Here is a 13,901-nt window from a genome sequence, read left to right on the forward strand (position 1 = left end):
TCTAACCTGCCCCAGCTTTGGAACCGGATCACCGAGCTCTGTCACGGCATCCCCCCGCTGCGTCCAGCCTACTCGTGTGTGGCGTTGAGCCCGAATATCTGGCGCAGCCGCCCGAGTATACGGCCGACCTCGGCGGGGATGGCGTCGTGGCTCGCTCCTCGCGCTTCGGCCACGGCCCGAAGCTGGGTCCGCCGCTGGGCGAGCATGGAGGAGAGCTGCCGGGCCAGTCCGGGGGACTCCTCGAAGAGGCGGGCGAAGGTGGGCCGGTCTATTTCGAGGAGCAACGAGTCCTCCACCGCCACCACCGTGGCCGACCGCCGCTCTCCCGTCAGCAGGCACATCTCTCCAAAGTAGCTGCCTCGGCCCAGGCGCGTGACTTCCGACTGGGACTTCCCCGTGCGCACGCTCACCTCGCCGGAGGCGAGCACGTAGAAGGTCCGGCCCTCGTCGCCCTCCTGGATGATGCGCTCGCCGGCACCGAAGCGGCGCACCAGCGACTCCTGGCGCAGCCGGTCCAGCTCCTCCGTGTCCAGCGTCTGGAAGAGGTCCACCGCGCCCAGGAGGCCGCGGATGGTGTCCTCGGACAGCTCCGTGCGCGCCGACTCCTGCCGCACGTGGACGGTGCGCTGGGCGTAGGGAATCTCGATGTTCTCCCGGCGCAGCCGGTACCACAGGCGGGAGTGGAGGTCCTCCTTCACCGCGTCGGACTGACCGTACTCGGCGATGAAGAAGCGCACCATGTAGCGAATGGCGGAGTCCTCGTAGCCCAGCGTCCGCGTGATGGGGGGCGGCTCCGGGAGGATGAGGGGCGTCTCCCGCATCGTCTCCAGCAGCGCGTGCTTGACCTGGTTGGGCGGGGCGTCCCGTGACAGGCGGAACTCCACGTCGATGCCGACGGGGTCCAGGTCCTGGGTGAAGTTGAGGACCAGCTCCTTGGCCACCATGCTGTTGGGCAGCGTGATGACCTCGCGGCGGAAGTTGGACAGGCGGATGGAGCGCCAGCCGATGAAGACCACGCGCCCGGCGTGCGTGCCAATTCGGATGAAGTGGCCGACCTCGAAGGGGCGGTCCAACTGCAGGGACAGGCCCGCGAAGAGGTTGCCCAGCGTCTCCTGGAGCGCCAGACCGATGACCACCGACAGCACCGCGGACGTGGCCACCAGGCCCGCCAGGTCCACGTTGAACTCGGTGCGCAGCAGCGGCAGCACCGCCAGTGGGTACAGCGTGAAGTCGATGACGTTGCGCAGGATTTTCGGCGTGCCCACCGCTGGCGCGCGCAGCCGGATCAGCTTCAGCGCCAGGGCCACGCTGGCGCGGATGCCACCAAAGGTGAACATCAGCATCCAGCCGACCTGGAGCGCCTTCTTCATTCCCTCCGGCGCCGTCGCGGGCAGGGCCCACGTGGCCAGCCGGAGCACGATGAACGCGATGAGGAGCCGGACGGCGCTCTTCAAGTCCTGCCGCAGGTCGGCGTCATGGGAGGCGGCGCGCACCCCCATCAGCACGACGACGAGCAGCGCACCCACGGCCAGGGACAGGTTGCTCTGAAGGAAGGGCAGCAAGGCGGGTGGAATGTCTCCCGCCATCTCCACGGGGGTCAAGGCGGCCGTTGACGCGTGCCGCGCGAGCGGGGATACACGCGCCATGACGCTCGCAACGGTACTGGGACAGCCTCGCGCGGTGGACGCCCTCCAGGCGGCCTTGCGCAGCGGCGCGGTCCACCACGCGTACCTCTTCGCCGGGCCGGAGGGGGTGGGCAAGGAGCTGGCGGCCGTCGGGCTGGCCCAGGCCCTCACGTGCCCCGAGCAGCCAGACGTGGGCTGCGGCGCCTGTGAGAGCTGCCAGCGGGTGGCGCGGGGCCTCCACCCGGACGTCACCTGGGTGATGCCGGACGATGAGCGGGTGTCCCGAGGGCTGGCGGGCCGGTCCGACTTCACCGGGACGCCCAGCCGGGAGCTGCGCGTGGAGCAGGTGCGCCAGCTCCAGGAGCGCATCGCCCTGCGTGGCCTGGAGTCGCGCCGCAAGGTGGCGCTCATCGTCTCCGCCCAGACGATGAACGTGCAGGCGCAGAACGCGTTCCTCAAGACGCTGGAGGAGCCGCCCTCGGACACCACCCTCATCCTGGTGGCCAGCGCCATGGACCGGCTGCTGCCCACCATCCGCAGCCGGTGCGGCAAGGTGCACTTCGGCCCGCTGCCGGTGGACCTGGTGGCCCAGCGCGTGGCCGAGGCGCGGAAGCTGGACGCGGAGACGGCCAAGCTCGCGGCCGTCATGGCGGGCGGCAGCCTGGGCCGGGCCATGGCGCTGGACGTGGCGGCGCTGTCGCGGCGCAAGGACATCGTCACCGCCTTCGAGACCCTGCGCGGCGAGGACGCCGTCGGCCTGCTGCGCTTCGCGGAGGCCCATGGCGGCTCGCGCGAGGAGGCGGAGAGCACCCTGGAGCTGCTGGCGCTGTGGACGCGCGACGTGGCGCTGGTGAAGGCGGGCCTGGAGTCGGGGCTGGCCAACCGCGACCTGGTGGAGCTGGCCCGGCAGGTCGCCGGCCGCACGTCTGACATCCTCCTGCACCGCCGGCATTCGTTGATGGAGGCGGCGCGCGCGGGCATTGCCCGGAACGGCGCGCCCCGGCTCCAGATGGAGCGGATGCTCATCGACCTGTTCACGGAGACGTCGCGATGAGCGCCAGTGATTTGGATGACGTGCTGGCCAGCGTGAAGGGGGGCAAGGTCGCCCCGGTGTACCTGCTGGTGGGCGAGGAGTTCCTCGTCCGAAAGGGCGCCGACGAGCTGGTGAAGCTGCTGGTCCCCGACGCGGCCATGGGCCTCAACCTGGCCGTGCTGGACGCGGGCAGCCCGCGGGAGGTGGCGCATGAGCTGGCCACGCTGCCGCTGTTTCCCGGCCGCAAGGTGGTGCTCGTCAGAGACCCGGAGTTCCTGGCGCCGAAGAAGGGGCGAGGGGACGCGCTGGGCAAGGCGCGCGAGGCGTGGAAGGCGGGCAAGCGGAAGGAAGGCGCGCGGCGGCTGCTGGCGCTGGCGGCCCGCGCGGGCTGGGGCGTGGAGCAACTGGACCCGGGCACTCCCGGGGCGCCGTCCGTGGAGCAGTGGAAGGACGAGCTCAACGTGGAGCTGGCCGACGCGGACGTGGCCTTCCTCAAGGAGGCGGCCGCCTTCTGCCGCGAGGAGCGCATCTCCGCGCCGGAGGGGGACGCCACGGTGCTGCTGGACCTCATCCAGAAGGGCGTGCCGGCGGGCCATGCGCTGGTGCTGGCCGCGTCCGACGTGGACGCCAAGAATCCGCTGGTGAAGCTGGCCCACGACAAGGGCTTCGTCGTCGAGCGGAAGGTGGCGGCGCGCCACAAGGACCTGGACCTGACCGGCATCGCCAAGGAGTTCCTGACGCCCTTCAAGAAGAAGCTGGGGCCCGGCGCGCTGGAGGAACTCAAGGAGCGCATCGGCGGGAACATCCGCCTGCTCCAGTCGGAGCTGGAGAAGCTGGCCACGTACTCGGAGGGGCCCGCGATTGAGCGGGCGGACGTGGCCGCGCTGGTCCACCACGCGCGCGAGGAGGAGTTCTTCGAGCTGTCCGAGGCGCTCCAGAAGCGCGACTTCGGTGGAGCGCTGTCCTACGCGAATGACGCCATGGGGCAGGGGACGCACGCGTTGCAGCTCCTGGGCGCGGTGGCCTCCATCGTCCGAGGGCTGCTGGAGAGCCATGAGTGGCTGTGGCGCTACGCGGGGGGCAATCCGCCCCGCACCGCGAAGGACGTGGAGGCGCGCGTCTTCCCCCGGTTGGAAGCGGAGCTGAAGGGCAGCAAGCGGAAGCTGCCCAACGCGTGGGCGCTCACGTTCAGCATGAAGGCCGCGGCGGGTTATGAGCGGCGGGAGCTCTTGGGCGCGCTGGTGGCCTGCGCCGAGGCGGACCTGGCGCTGAAGTCGTCGGCGAACGGCCGGCTGGTCATCGAGCGGCTGCTGGCCACCGTGTGTGTGCGCCAGCACGGCGCGGGTTAGAGGAGGCGCACATGGCGGACAAGCGTCGTTTCGACCTCTTCGCGGACTTCCTGGTGGAGCGCTTCCACGCGCCGCGCGTCTTCGACGTGGCGGGCGGGCAGGGGAAGCTCAACGAGGCGCTGACGAAGCGGGGCCGCGCCGTCACCACGTTCGACCTGCGGCACAAGCATCTGCCCGTCACCTACGCCCAGCGCATCTTCACGCTGGAGGAGCCGTGCGAGGCGGAGCTGGTGGTGGGCATGCACCCGGACGGCGCCACCCGCATCATCATCCAGTACGCGGCGGCGCACCGGCTGCCCTTCGCCGTGGTGCCGTGCTGCTCCGACAACGGCATGCCCTACAACCCGTGGATGCGGCACCTGGCCGAGCTGGCTCGCGAGTCCGGCTTCACCACCGTGGAGGAGGTGAAGCTCTCCATGGATGGGCGGGCCCGCGTCATCGTGGGTGAGCACGGCCCGGTTACGCCGACAGCAGCCCCGTGACGTCCTTCCACGGCCCCTGGCAGGGCGGCGTGTCCGAGGCGAGGTAGTGCCCGACGCGCCCCGGCGCCAGCGCCACCACGGCCGACGAGCGCGTGCCGTACAGCGGCGTGTGGATGCAGAGCGCCTGGAGCCGTTGCAGGAAGTCGCGGGGCAGGTCCTCGCCCGCGCTCGGGGGCGGAATCAGCTCCTCGGCGGGGAGGGTCGGGTCGGACAGCACCGCCTTCAAGCCCGCCTCCAGCTCCGGCCAGGGCTTCTTCGCCACCTCGGTCGTCAGCAGCCGCGCCCGCTCCACCTTGGGCAGCTCCGGGGCGTTCAGCACGTCATTGGGCAGGACATGCACCCCCGGGGGGACGTCCTCCCGCCGCAGCTTCCGGTCCGTCCTCCGGGCGTACGCCACGCGCAGCCGCTGGGCGTCCCCATAGAGGAGGTTGAAGGGCATGAACTCGTCGCCGGGCAGGGTCTCCAGGTAGCGGTCCACGGCGTCCACGCTGCCCGCCTGGAGGGCGCGCAGCACCACCTCGCCCCGCGAGCGAGGGGCCGGCCCCTGGCCTCGCTCGCCCCGCTGGTTCGTCAGGCCGACGAAGAGCCCGGCGTGCGTTACACCCATCCACGTCCCGCCGCGCTCCTCGTCCCGGCCGCCCACGGCGAGCGGGGACTCCAGGAGCACCTGGGGGCCAGTAGCGGGGCGGCCGTAGAACTCGTCCCGGTTGGCCGCGAGCACCAGCGGCCATTCGGGGTGGACGTGGCGCAGGATGATGATGGTGCACATGCGTATCCGGTCGATAACATCCCCGGCGCCGCGGCGCATTCGAGCCCGCGGCCCTCACGCCGTCGATGACCTCGGCCATCCGAGCGGCTAAGGTCCGCCGCCCTCAGGAGAGTCCATGGCGGAGAGAATCCTCGTCACCAGCGCGCTGCCCTACGCGAACGGCCCGGTCCACATCGGCCACGCCGTCGAGTACGTGCAGACCGACATCTACGTGCGTTTCCTCCGCTCGTGCGGCAGGGACGTCGTCTACTTCTGTGCCGATGACACCCACGGCACGCCCATCGAGCTGAACGCGGCGAAGCAGGGCCTCAAGCCCGAGGAGTTCATCGCCCGCTTCCACGAGGAGCACCAGCGGGACTTCCGCGACCTCGACATCCGGTTCGACTGCTTCCACTCCACCAACTCGCCGGAGAACCGCCAGTACGCGGAGCTCATCTACGGGCGGCTGAAGGCGCAGGGCGACATCGAGCGCCGGGACATCGAGCAGACCTACTGCGAGAAAGACGGCCGCTTCCTGCCGGACCGCTTCATCAAGGGCACCTGCCCCAACTGCAAGGCGGCCGACCAGTACGGCGACGCCTGCGAGAAGTGCGGCAAGGCCTACGCCCCCACGGACCTCATCGACGCGCGCTGCGCCCTGTGTGGCACGCCCCCGGTCCGCAAGCACTCCGAACACCTGTTCTTCAAGCTGTCGCGACACGCGGACTTCCTCCAGGACGTGCTGCGCAAGCCGGGCTTCCTCCACCCGGGCCTGGCCACCCAGCTCCAGGGCTTCTTCGAGAAGGGCCTGGCGGACTGGGACATCAGCCGCGACGGGCCGTACTTCGGCTTCGCGATTCCGGGTGAGACGGACAAGTACTTCTACGTCTGGCTGGACGCGCCCATTGGCTACATCGCCACGACGGAGAAGTGGGCGAAGGAGACGGGCAAGGCGAAGAGCGCGCTGGACTACTGGAGCGCGGACGCCGACACCCGCATCATCCACTTCATCGGCAAGGACATCGTCTACTTCCACGCGCTGTTCTGGCCGGCCGTGCTCAACGTCGCGGGCTTCCACGGCCCCAGCGAAATCAAGGTCCACGGTCACCTCACGGTGAACGGCGAGAAGATGTCGAAGAGCCGCGGCACCATGGTGCCGGTGCGCGACTACCTGGACCAGCTGGACCCCAGCTACCTGCGCTACTTCTACGCGGCCAACCTGGGCCCGGGCGTGGAGGACCTGGACCTCAACCTCAAGGACTTCCGCCAGCGCGTGAACGGCGAGCTGGTCAACAACGTGGGCAACCTGGCCAACCGCGCCCTGTCGCTGCTGGCCGGTCCGCTGGAGAAGCGCCTGGCGCCCGGCCGCGCCGAGGGCCCGGGCCGCGCCCTGGTGGAGGCCGCGCTCGCCCGCGTGCCGGAGGTCCGCGACGCGTTCGAGAAGCTTGAGTACCGGTCCGCCATCCGCGTCATCACCGAGATTGCCTCGGCCGCGAACGGCTTTCTCCAGACGGCCGCGCCGTGGGCCCAGGTGAAGAAGGACGCGGAGGTCGCTCGCGCGGACCTGTCCGACGCCGCGGACGTGGCCTACCTCCTGGGCGCGCTGCTCGCCCCGGTGACGCCGCGCCTGTCGGAGAAGCTCTTCGCCCAGCTCGGCGCGGAGCCGCTGACGTTCCAGGCCCTGGAGGGCGCGAAGTACCCGCTGCTGGAGCGCAGCCGTCCCATCGGCACGCCCGAGCCGCTGCTGCCGCGGCTGGAGGAGGAGCGCGTCAACGCCATCATCAAGCTGCCGGAAGGCGCCCCAGCGCCGCAGGCCGCGGAGGCCAGGCCGGCCAAGGGCGCCAAGGCGGAGAAGAAGCCCGCCGCCGAGGCTCCCGCCGCGACGCCGGCTGCTCCGGGGGCGGGCGAATCCTCGGGTGAAATCGAGTACGACGACTTCGCCAAGGTGGTGCTGAAGGCGGGCAAGGTGCTGGCCGCGGAGAAGGTGCAGAAGGCGGACAAGCTGCTCAAGCTCACGGTGGACGTGGGCGAAGGGAGCCCGCGCACCATCGTCTCCGGCATCGCGGAGGCCTTCGCTCCCGAGGCGCTCACCGGGCGCAACGTGGTGGTGGTGGCCAACCTCAAGCCGCGCAAGCTCAAGGGCATCGAGTCGCGCGGCATGCTCCTGACGGCGGGGCCGGGCGGCAAGGAGCTGTCGCTGCTCGACCCGGGCGATGTGGCCCCTGGCAGTGAGGTGAAGTGAGGTGACGGACTGGCGTGCCGACCGGGACCGGGCCCTGCTGACGCTGGAGCGCGAGAAGCGCCCGGCGTTCAGGACGGAGGCCGCGCTTCAGCTCTATCACCTCGCGTCGGAGGTCCCCGAGCACGCCGCCGAGTTCCTCGAGGCGCTCCCCCGACTGCTGTCGGACAAGCAGGTGGAGGTGCGCCGCGCGGGGGTGAGCCTGGCCTCCGTGGTGGTGCCTCTGGATGAGCTGCCGGACCTGCTCATCGCTCGGCTTCGGGACGAGGAGTGGCAGATTCGCCTGGAGGCCACCGGCCGGATGGCGGACCTTGCCCGGCCGGAGCTGCGCGGGGCGCTGGCCTCCATGCTGGAGGACGGCGCCTTCGAAGTCCGCTTCGAGGCCGCGCGCGGCATCGCCAGCCTCCAGCACGCCGCGGGCCTGGAGGTGCTGCTGGAGGCGCTGGACGCGGACCTGCTGCGCTTCAGGGCCCTGGGCGCGCTGGCGGAGCTGGGGGACGCGCGCGCGCTGCCCCAGGTGAAGAAGCTGTTCGGCCGGTGGCTCCTGCCCGCCTTCGACAAGACGCAGGCCGCCGGGGTGCTGGCGAAGCTAGGGGACGCGGACGGCGCGGCGTACCTCCTCCAGCGGATGGCGAAGAAGCGGTGGAGCCCGGACCGGGCCCTGGCCGTGGAGCTGTGCGGCGAGGTGAAGGTGCCCGGCGCGCTAGAGCGGTTGAGGGAAGTCCTGGACGACGTGAAGGACCCCTGCCGCGGCGCGGCCGCGCGGGGCCTGGGCCGGCTGGGAGATGCGCGGGCGCTGCCCTGGCTGGTCGGGTTGCTCCAGGACACGCAGGACTCCGAGGACAACCGGCTGGACGCCGCGGATGGCCTGTGGCGCCTGGGCGGGCCGGAGGCGCGCAAGGCCGTTCGCGACGCGGTGAGTAGCTTTCCCTCACCCGAGGCCCGCGCCGAACTGGAAGCGCTGTTGCAGGAGGAGCCATGAGATTCGTCGACGCCCACTGTCACCTCGAGGTGAAGGACTACCCGGACGTCATGGCCGTGCTGGACGCGGCGCGCGCGGCGGGGCTGGTCCACGCCGTCGTGGTGGGCCAGTTCCACGGCCCGGGCAACTGGGGCAACGCGCTGGAGGTGGCGGCGGCGCACCCGGAGTTCCTGTCGCCCACGCTGGGCATCCACCCGCACGAGGCGGCGCGGGCCACCGAGGAGGACCTGGCCACGCTGGAGCGCACCTGCGCGCGCCCCGAGGTCCGGGCGGTGGGAGAGGCGGGCCTGGACTACTACTACGAGCACTCACCGCGCGAGGCGCAGGCGGAGGTCTTCCGGCGGCAGTGCGCGTTGGCGCTCCGGCTGGGCAAGCCGCTGGTGGTGCACGTGCGCGACGCGCATGACGACTGCGACGCGATTCTGGGCGAGACGGGCGTGGCGAAGGGCGTCATCCACTGCTTCACCGGCGACACGGACGCCGCCCGGCGCTACCTGGACCGGGGCTTCCTGCTGTCGCTGTCAGGCGTCATCACCTACAAGAAGACGGAGGCGCTCCAGGACGCGGTGCGCTTCGCGCCGTTGGACAGGCTGATGGTGGAGACGGACAGCCCGTACCTGGCGCCGGTGCCTCACCGAGGGCGGAAGAACCAGCCCTCGCACGTGGTGGAGACGGCGAAGAAGGTCGCCGAGCTCAAGGGCGTGACGCTGGAGGAGGTGGCCGCTGTCACCACCGCCAACGCCGCCGCCCTCTTCAACCTCAACCTGCGTTGAGGCCGCCGGCCAGGGCCGCGAGGTCCTGGTCCATCTGCGGCACGTCCAGCAGCAACGCGTCCGGGTCGTACTGGAAGTCCGCCTGCTTCAGCTTCAGCAGGGCCTGCAGAGCGGGCTCTCCGGAGTGGCCACCGAAGGACGCGAAGACGACGCGGCCTCGCTCCAGGTGCAGGTATCCCTCCAGCGTGTGCTGGCGCAGGTTGAGCCGGCCGCTCTTGTGGCCACCGCCCAGCGTGCGCAGCAGCTCGCGCGGGGGAAGCTCGTCGAAGCTGCCACGCACCACGCGCCCCGGGCCGTTGTGCTGCACCCGGTCGTCGAAGAGGGCCTGCACCGTCTTCGCGATGGCGGGCTTGTCCGCGGGCGACAGCACGTCCGTGGCGCCCGCCATGAGCAGGCGCTCCTTCGTGGCATTGTCGGGCTCGCCCACCACCGCGATGGGCAGCCCCGCCGTCTCCGGCGCCGAGCGGGCCTGCTCCAGCAGGTCCATGACATCCTGCTGGCCCAACCGCAGGCTCACCACCAGCACGTCGCAGTCCTGCCGCGCCAGTCCGTCCTGCGCGCCCTCGACGGTGGACAGCGCGTGCGCCACCAGCCCCTGCTTCAGCACCGCCTCCAGCAGCTCGCCGCGCGCCGTCTCGTCCGGCTCCACCACGAGCACCTGGCGGCCTTCGCTCGCCAGCCGGTGGCGCAGCAGCTCACCGCTCTGGAGCTGGATGACGATGTCCGCCACCACCGGGTCATAGAGCACGCCCGCGTACTTGCGCAGGTGCTCCAGGGCCTGCTCCTTCGGCAGCACGCGGCCCAGGGCGTTGCCCGGGTTCTTCGTCAGCTCCAGGAAGCTGTCCACCGCGGCGAGGATGCGCGCGCCCAGGGTGATGTCCTCGCCCTTGGCGCCCTGGGGCGTACCAGAGCCGTCCCAGGCTTCGTACAGCTGCGCGAGGATGGTGTTCGTCTGCGCGGGCAGGTGCACCGTCTCGAACATGCGGGTGGGGACGCGGCAGGCCTGCTTCGCCTGCGCCTTCCACTCCGGGTTGACGGCGTTGCTCGCCAGCGAGAAGTGCCGCTCCGCCGGCTTGCCCAAGTCGTGCAGGTACGCGGCGATGGACAGCGCGGCCAGCTCCTTGTGGGGCATGCCCATGCGCTGGCCCACGATGCCGGCCTGCCGCGCCAACTGCGCGGAGTGTCCACGGTGGCGCTGCCGGTCCTGCTCCAGCAGGCCGACCATGATGCCCAGCGTCTCCACGTAGTCGCTGTCACTGACCAGGCCGCGCGGGCCGCCGGGCTCGCGTCGCTGGGTGGACGGGCGGACGGCGGGGGTGCCGGTGCTGCTGCCTCGCTGCAGCCGCATCCGCGCGTCCGTCTCCACGCGGAAGCTGAGGCTGAGTCCGCCCCGTTGGCCCGCGCCTGTCCCGGTGCCGCTGCCCGCGTTGGTGCGCCCGTGCTCCGGCGCGCCCGTACGGGACGGCGCGGCCGGGGCCTGGCCCTGCGCGCTGGCGCCCTCCAGCAGCGCGGCGAAGGCGGTGGGGTCGCCGTAGTAGTGCTTGCGGATGGCGGCGGAGATGGCGCTGCGCAGGCCCACGTACGCGTAGACCTCCGACATGCCCGTGACGAGGGCAATCTCGTCCATCAGCGACTTGTTCTGCGGCTCGGCGGCGACCACGGAGAGCAGCTTGCGCTCCGGGTCCACCGCCAGCGGCAGCACGTTCTGTGCCTCGGCGAGGCGCACCGGGAGCCGGTCCAGCACCTCGGTGGCGATGCGCGCCTTCGCCAGCTTGTCCGCGCTGACGAAGCGCGTCTGGAACTCCGCCGCCAGGAAGCGCAGCAGCGCCGCCTCCTGGAGCAGCCCCAGCTCCACCAGGCAATCACCGACCTTGTGGCCGGTGATTTTCTGGTGCTCCAGGGCCTGTTCCACGGCCCCGGCGTTGACGAGTCCCGCCTCGATGAGGCGCTCTCCCAACCTCTTCGCCATGTGCTGCCTCAGCTCTCCGAAGAACCCTCGCCGCCCTTGTTTCCGGACTCGGGCGGTGCCGATGTCAGCGCGCTGAACGGCTTGAAGGTCAGCTCCTTGGGCAGCGAGCTCGCGTCACGCGGCGGACGCTCCTCGCGGGGCGGACGGGGCGGGCGGTCCTCGCGAGGCGGACGCTCCTCACGCGAGCGCTCCTCACGGGGCGGGCGCTCCTTGCGCGGCGGGCGCTGGGCCTGCTCCTGCTTCGGGGCGCCCTCGGCCGGGGTGCCCGGCTGCTGCGGCTTCTCCGCCCGGGCCTTGCGTTTCTCCTCGCGGCCCTTGCGGCGGCCACCCCCTCCCTCCACCGGGGCGCGGCCCCGCGAGGTGGGCGAGGGCCCCTTCCACAGCTGGCGCTCGTAGGGGCGCACCACGTCCGTCCACTTGTCGTGCGAGTCGCGCTGCATGGCCTCCAGCCACGAGGCGATGCGCGCGTCCAGTGACTCCAGCGAGTGGACGATCTGCGCCTCCAGCGTCACCGGCGACTTCGGGCTGCCGTGCTGCGCGTCGCCGTGCTGGGAGATGACCAGGTGCGTGAGGTGCTGCTCCAGCAGCGGCGGGAAGCCGGGGATGGCCAGCGCCTTCTCGCGCAGCTTCTGCGCCGTCAGGACGAGGTTGCCCACCAGCCGGGCCTCATCAGAGGACTCGGCGGCGTCCGCCGCCTTCATCACCTGCTGCAGCAGCGCGCCGGCCAGCAGCAGGTCGCGGTCCACCATGGGGTACTGGTCCGCCACGCGGAGCGTCAGCCGCATCACCGACAGGAGGTGCTCCGCCAGTCCGCCGCGCCACGCGTGGTGCGTGCCCCGGGCGCCCTGGGCCACCGGCAGGCCCGCCGCGATCTTCGGGTCGTCCAGGAAGGCCAGCAGCAGCTGCTTCACGAACGTGTCGCCGATGCGCTCGGTGACCATCTCCCGGATGAGGCCGGCGGCGCGCGCGCCACCCGGGCCCTCGTTGCCGCGGGCCTCGCCCTTGTCGGCCTTCTCGGGCTTCTCAGGCTTGGCCTCCGGGGCGGCCTTGGCCTCCGGCGCGGGCTTCGCCTCGGCGGCGGGCGGGGCCGGGGGCGGCTCGAACTCCTTGGGGTCCAGGGGCTCGGGGTCCAGGCGCTCCACGGCCTCCACGACAATCTGGGAGCGGCCGTGGAACTGGATGACGTTGCCCTGGACGAGCACGAAGTCACCCGGCTGGAAGACGGGCTCGAGCGCGTCGACGTTGTCGAAGACGCGCGCGTCCACCTCGCCACTCTTGTCGACGAGCGTGGCGGCGACGAACACCTTGCCACTGCGGGCGGTCACCTTCTCCTTCTTGGTGACGCGGAAGACGGTATGGACGCGGTCCTTCTCCCGCAGGTCGGCCGCATACACCTTGCGGACGGTCTCCACGGAACCTTCCTGGGTGGGGGGCGCGGACTCGGGCACGTTTTCGTTGGTCATTGCGGCGGCGGACACTAGCACTCCAGCGGCCGCGCGGGGGGACGGCTTCAGCTGACTTCCAACGCCACCGCGTGGAGGTGCTCCGCCCCATGGGAGCCGGCCAGGGTCGGGTGGTCCGGCGGCAGCCCTGGGCGGGCCAGGCGGGTGGCGATGCGGGCCTCGCCCTCGCAGGCGGTGGCCACCAGCTCGTCGAAGCCGTCCTGGGGGAGGGGTGGATGGTACCCGGTGACCATCAGCCAGCCACCGTGGCGCGTCCTGCGAAGCGCGTGACGCAGCAACTCCACGAATTCCTCGTCCGTCGCCACGGCCGGTGTGTCCAGGAGGACCAGGTCGAAGGTGTCGCGCACCGCACGCAGGACCTGGAGGGGCTTGCCCGTCTCCACCGTCACCCGGCCCAGCAGGCCGTTGGCCTCCGCGTTCTCCCGCGCCAGGTCCGCGGCGTCCGCGTTGGCGTCGAAGGCGAGGATGTACCGGGCGCCGTGCACGCCGGCGTGGACGAAGAGCCCACCCACGTTGCAGCACGCGTCCAGCACGCGCGCACCCTGGGCCATGCGCGCCACGAAGCGGCGGACCTCGCGCTGGTCATACGCGTAGCCCGTGCCCTGGCCGTAGGTGAGGTCCACGGTGAAGCGGGCCCCCAGCTCCAGCAGCCGGCACCAGCGGGGTGGGGTGCCGTAGAGGACGTGGGGGCGCTGCGTGGGCAGCCCCAGCGCCTTTCGGCGAAGGGTGTCGTTGCGCAGCAGCACCGCGCCCGCGCCCGCCACCTCCACCAGCGCGCGCGTCAGCTCCTCATGGCGCGCGTCCATGGCGCGGGTGAGCGTCTGCACCACGTAGTGGGTGTCATAGCGGTCCACGATGAGGCCGGGCAGGCCGTCTCCGTCATCGTTGACGACGCGGCAGAAGCGCGGGTCGTCCACCAGCCGGCCCCGCCGCTCGAAGGCGTGGCGGAGGTGGCGAGGGATGAGCCCCTCCACCACCTCGTCCGGCTGGCCGAGCCGGCGCACCGCGTAGGACGCGTCTAAATCCACGTCACCCAGGCCCAGCACCGAGCCGTCCTCGTCCCGAAGCTGCACGGGCTCGCCGGGCTGCGGCGTGCCTTCCATGGAGACGATGTCTTCCCGGCGCAACCACGGCGCGCCATGGCGCAGTCGGCGGGCGGCGTCGCGGGACAAAAAGGTGCTGAGCACGATGGGTTCTCCTCTCGCGGCGACCCGAGGGCACCGGCGCCCCGGGGCGTG

Annotated in this window: 11 protein-coding genes; 6 read left to right on the forward strand and 5 right to left on the reverse strand. The window is 71.5% G+C overall.

The window, feature by feature from the left end; all coding sequences use genetic code 11:
- Window positions 1-68: 68 nt before the first annotated feature.
- The gene (locus HV826_RS11800; protein ID WP_255217169.1) at window positions 69-1,646 is read right to left on the reverse strand and encodes a mechanosensitive ion channel family protein; all 1,578 of its coding nucleotides are present in this window, start codon (window positions 1,644-1,646) and stop codon (window positions 69-71) included.
- Here HV826_RS11800 and holB point away from each other — a divergent pair.
- The 3 genes from holB to HV826_RS11815 are packed head-to-tail and all read left to right on the forward strand — an operon-like array spanning window position 1,645 to window position 4,489.
- Window positions 1,645-2,679: a DNA polymerase III subunit delta' gene (gene holB / locus HV826_RS11805; RefSeq protein WP_176417111.1), complete on the forward strand. Its 1,035-nt coding sequence runs from the start codon at window positions 1,645-1,647 to the stop codon at window positions 2,677-2,679. The genes HV826_RS11800 and holB overlap by 2 nt on opposite strands.
- Window positions 2,676-4,007, forward strand: a complete 1,332-nt coding sequence (gene holA / locus HV826_RS11810) for a DNA polymerase III subunit delta (RefSeq protein ID WP_176417112.1) — start codon at window positions 2,676-2,678, stop codon at window positions 4,005-4,007. The genes holB and holA overlap by 4 nt, the downstream gene beginning before the upstream one ends.
- 11 nt (window positions 4,008-4,018) lie before the next feature.
- Complete coding sequence (locus HV826_RS11815; protein ID WP_176417113.1) at window positions 4,019-4,489, forward strand: hypothetical protein; 471 nt, start codon at window positions 4,019-4,021, stop codon at window positions 4,487-4,489.
- Here HV826_RS11815 and HV826_RS11820 read toward each other — a convergent pair.
- The gene (locus tag HV826_RS11820; RefSeq protein ID WP_176417114.1) at window positions 4,467-5,258 is read right to left on the reverse strand and encodes an NRDE family protein; all 792 of its coding nucleotides are present in this window, start codon (window positions 5,256-5,258) and stop codon (window positions 4,467-4,469) included. The two genes, HV826_RS11815 and HV826_RS11820, sit on opposite strands and share 23 nt — an antisense overlap.
- Before the next feature lie 115 nt (window positions 5,259-5,373).
- On the opposite strand from HV826_RS11820, the gene metG reads away from it, so the two are divergent.
- The 3 genes from metG to HV826_RS11835 are packed head-to-tail and all read left to right on the forward strand — an operon-like array spanning window position 5,374 to window position 9,231.
- Complete coding sequence (gene metG, locus HV826_RS11825; protein WP_176417115.1) at window positions 5,374-7,479, forward strand: methionine--tRNA ligase; 2,106 nt, start codon at window positions 5,374-5,376, stop codon at window positions 7,477-7,479.
- Between the two features lies 1 nt (window position 7,480).
- Complete coding sequence (locus HV826_RS11830) at window positions 7,481-8,458, forward strand: HEAT repeat domain-containing protein (RefSeq protein WP_176417116.1); 978 nt, start codon at window positions 7,481-7,483, stop codon at window positions 8,456-8,458.
- Window positions 8,455-9,231, forward strand: coding sequence for a TatD family hydrolase (locus HV826_RS11835; protein WP_163779529.1), 777 nt, complete (start codon window positions 8,455-8,457; stop codon window positions 9,229-9,231). The genes HV826_RS11830 and HV826_RS11835 overlap by 4 nt, the downstream gene beginning before the upstream one ends.
- On the opposite strand, the gene HV826_RS11840 is transcribed toward HV826_RS11835, so the two are convergent.
- From HV826_RS11840 to HV826_RS11850, 3 genes are read right to left on the reverse strand one after another with little or no spacing between them, the layout of a single operon-like run.
- Entirely contained in the window at window positions 9,218-11,200 is a 1,983-nt protein-coding gene (locus HV826_RS11840) for an HD domain-containing phosphohydrolase (RefSeq protein ID WP_176417117.1), read from the reverse strand. The genes HV826_RS11835 and HV826_RS11840 overlap by 14 nt on opposite strands.
- An 8-nt stretch (window positions 11,201-11,208) precedes the next feature.
- Window positions 11,209-12,663, reverse strand: coding sequence for an OB-fold nucleic acid binding domain-containing protein (locus HV826_RS11845; RefSeq protein WP_176417118.1), 1,455 nt, complete (start codon window positions 12,661-12,663; stop codon window positions 11,209-11,211).
- 47 nt (window positions 12,664-12,710) lie between these two features.
- A complete protein-coding gene (locus tag HV826_RS11850) occupies window positions 12,711-13,850 on the reverse strand; it encodes a class I SAM-dependent methyltransferase (RefSeq protein WP_176417119.1) in 1,140 nt (379 codons plus the stop codon).
- Window positions 13,851-13,901 lie beyond the last annotated feature (51 nt).

This window comes from Myxococcus sp. AM010 (assembly GCF_013372585.1).
In the GTDB taxonomy this organism is placed as follows: domain Bacteria; phylum Myxococcota; class Myxococcia; order Myxococcales; family Myxococcaceae; genus Myxococcus; species Myxococcus vastator.

What these genes read in the sequence shown, in the direction of transcription:
- metG (WP_176417115.1), top strand. Translation starts at nt 5,374, where the DNA reads ATGGCGGAGAGAATCCTCGTCACCAGCGCGCTGCCCTACGCGAACGGC.
- HV826_RS11835 (WP_163779529.1), top strand. Translation starts at nt 8,455, where the DNA reads ATGAGATTCGTCGACGCCCACTGTCACCTCGAGGTGAAGGACTACCCG.
- holB (WP_176417111.1), top strand. Translation starts at nt 1,645, where the DNA reads ATGACGCTCGCAACGGTACTGGGACAGCCTCGCGCGGTGGACGCCCTC.
- HV826_RS11800 (WP_255217169.1), bottom strand. Translation starts at nt 1,646, where the DNA reads ATGGCGCGTGTATCCCCGCTCGCGCGGCACGCGTCAACGGCCGCCTTG.
- HV826_RS11840 (WP_176417117.1), bottom strand. Translation starts at nt 11,200, where the DNA reads ATGGCGAAGAGGTTGGGAGAGCGCCTCATCGAGGCGGGACTCGTCAAC.
- HV826_RS11845 (WP_176417118.1), bottom strand. Translation starts at nt 12,663, where the DNA reads ATGACCAACGAAAACGTGCCCGAGTCCGCGCCCCCCACCCAGGAAGGT.
- HV826_RS11820 (WP_176417114.1), bottom strand. Translation starts at nt 5,258, where the DNA reads ATGTGCACCATCATCATCCTGCGCCACGTCCACCCCGAATGGCCGCTG.
- holA (WP_176417112.1), top strand. Translation starts at nt 2,676, where the DNA reads ATGAGCGCCAGTGATTTGGATGACGTGCTGGCCAGCGTGAAGGGGGGC.
- HV826_RS11815 (WP_176417113.1), top strand. Translation starts at nt 4,019, where the DNA reads ATGGCGGACAAGCGTCGTTTCGACCTCTTCGCGGACTTCCTGGTGGAG.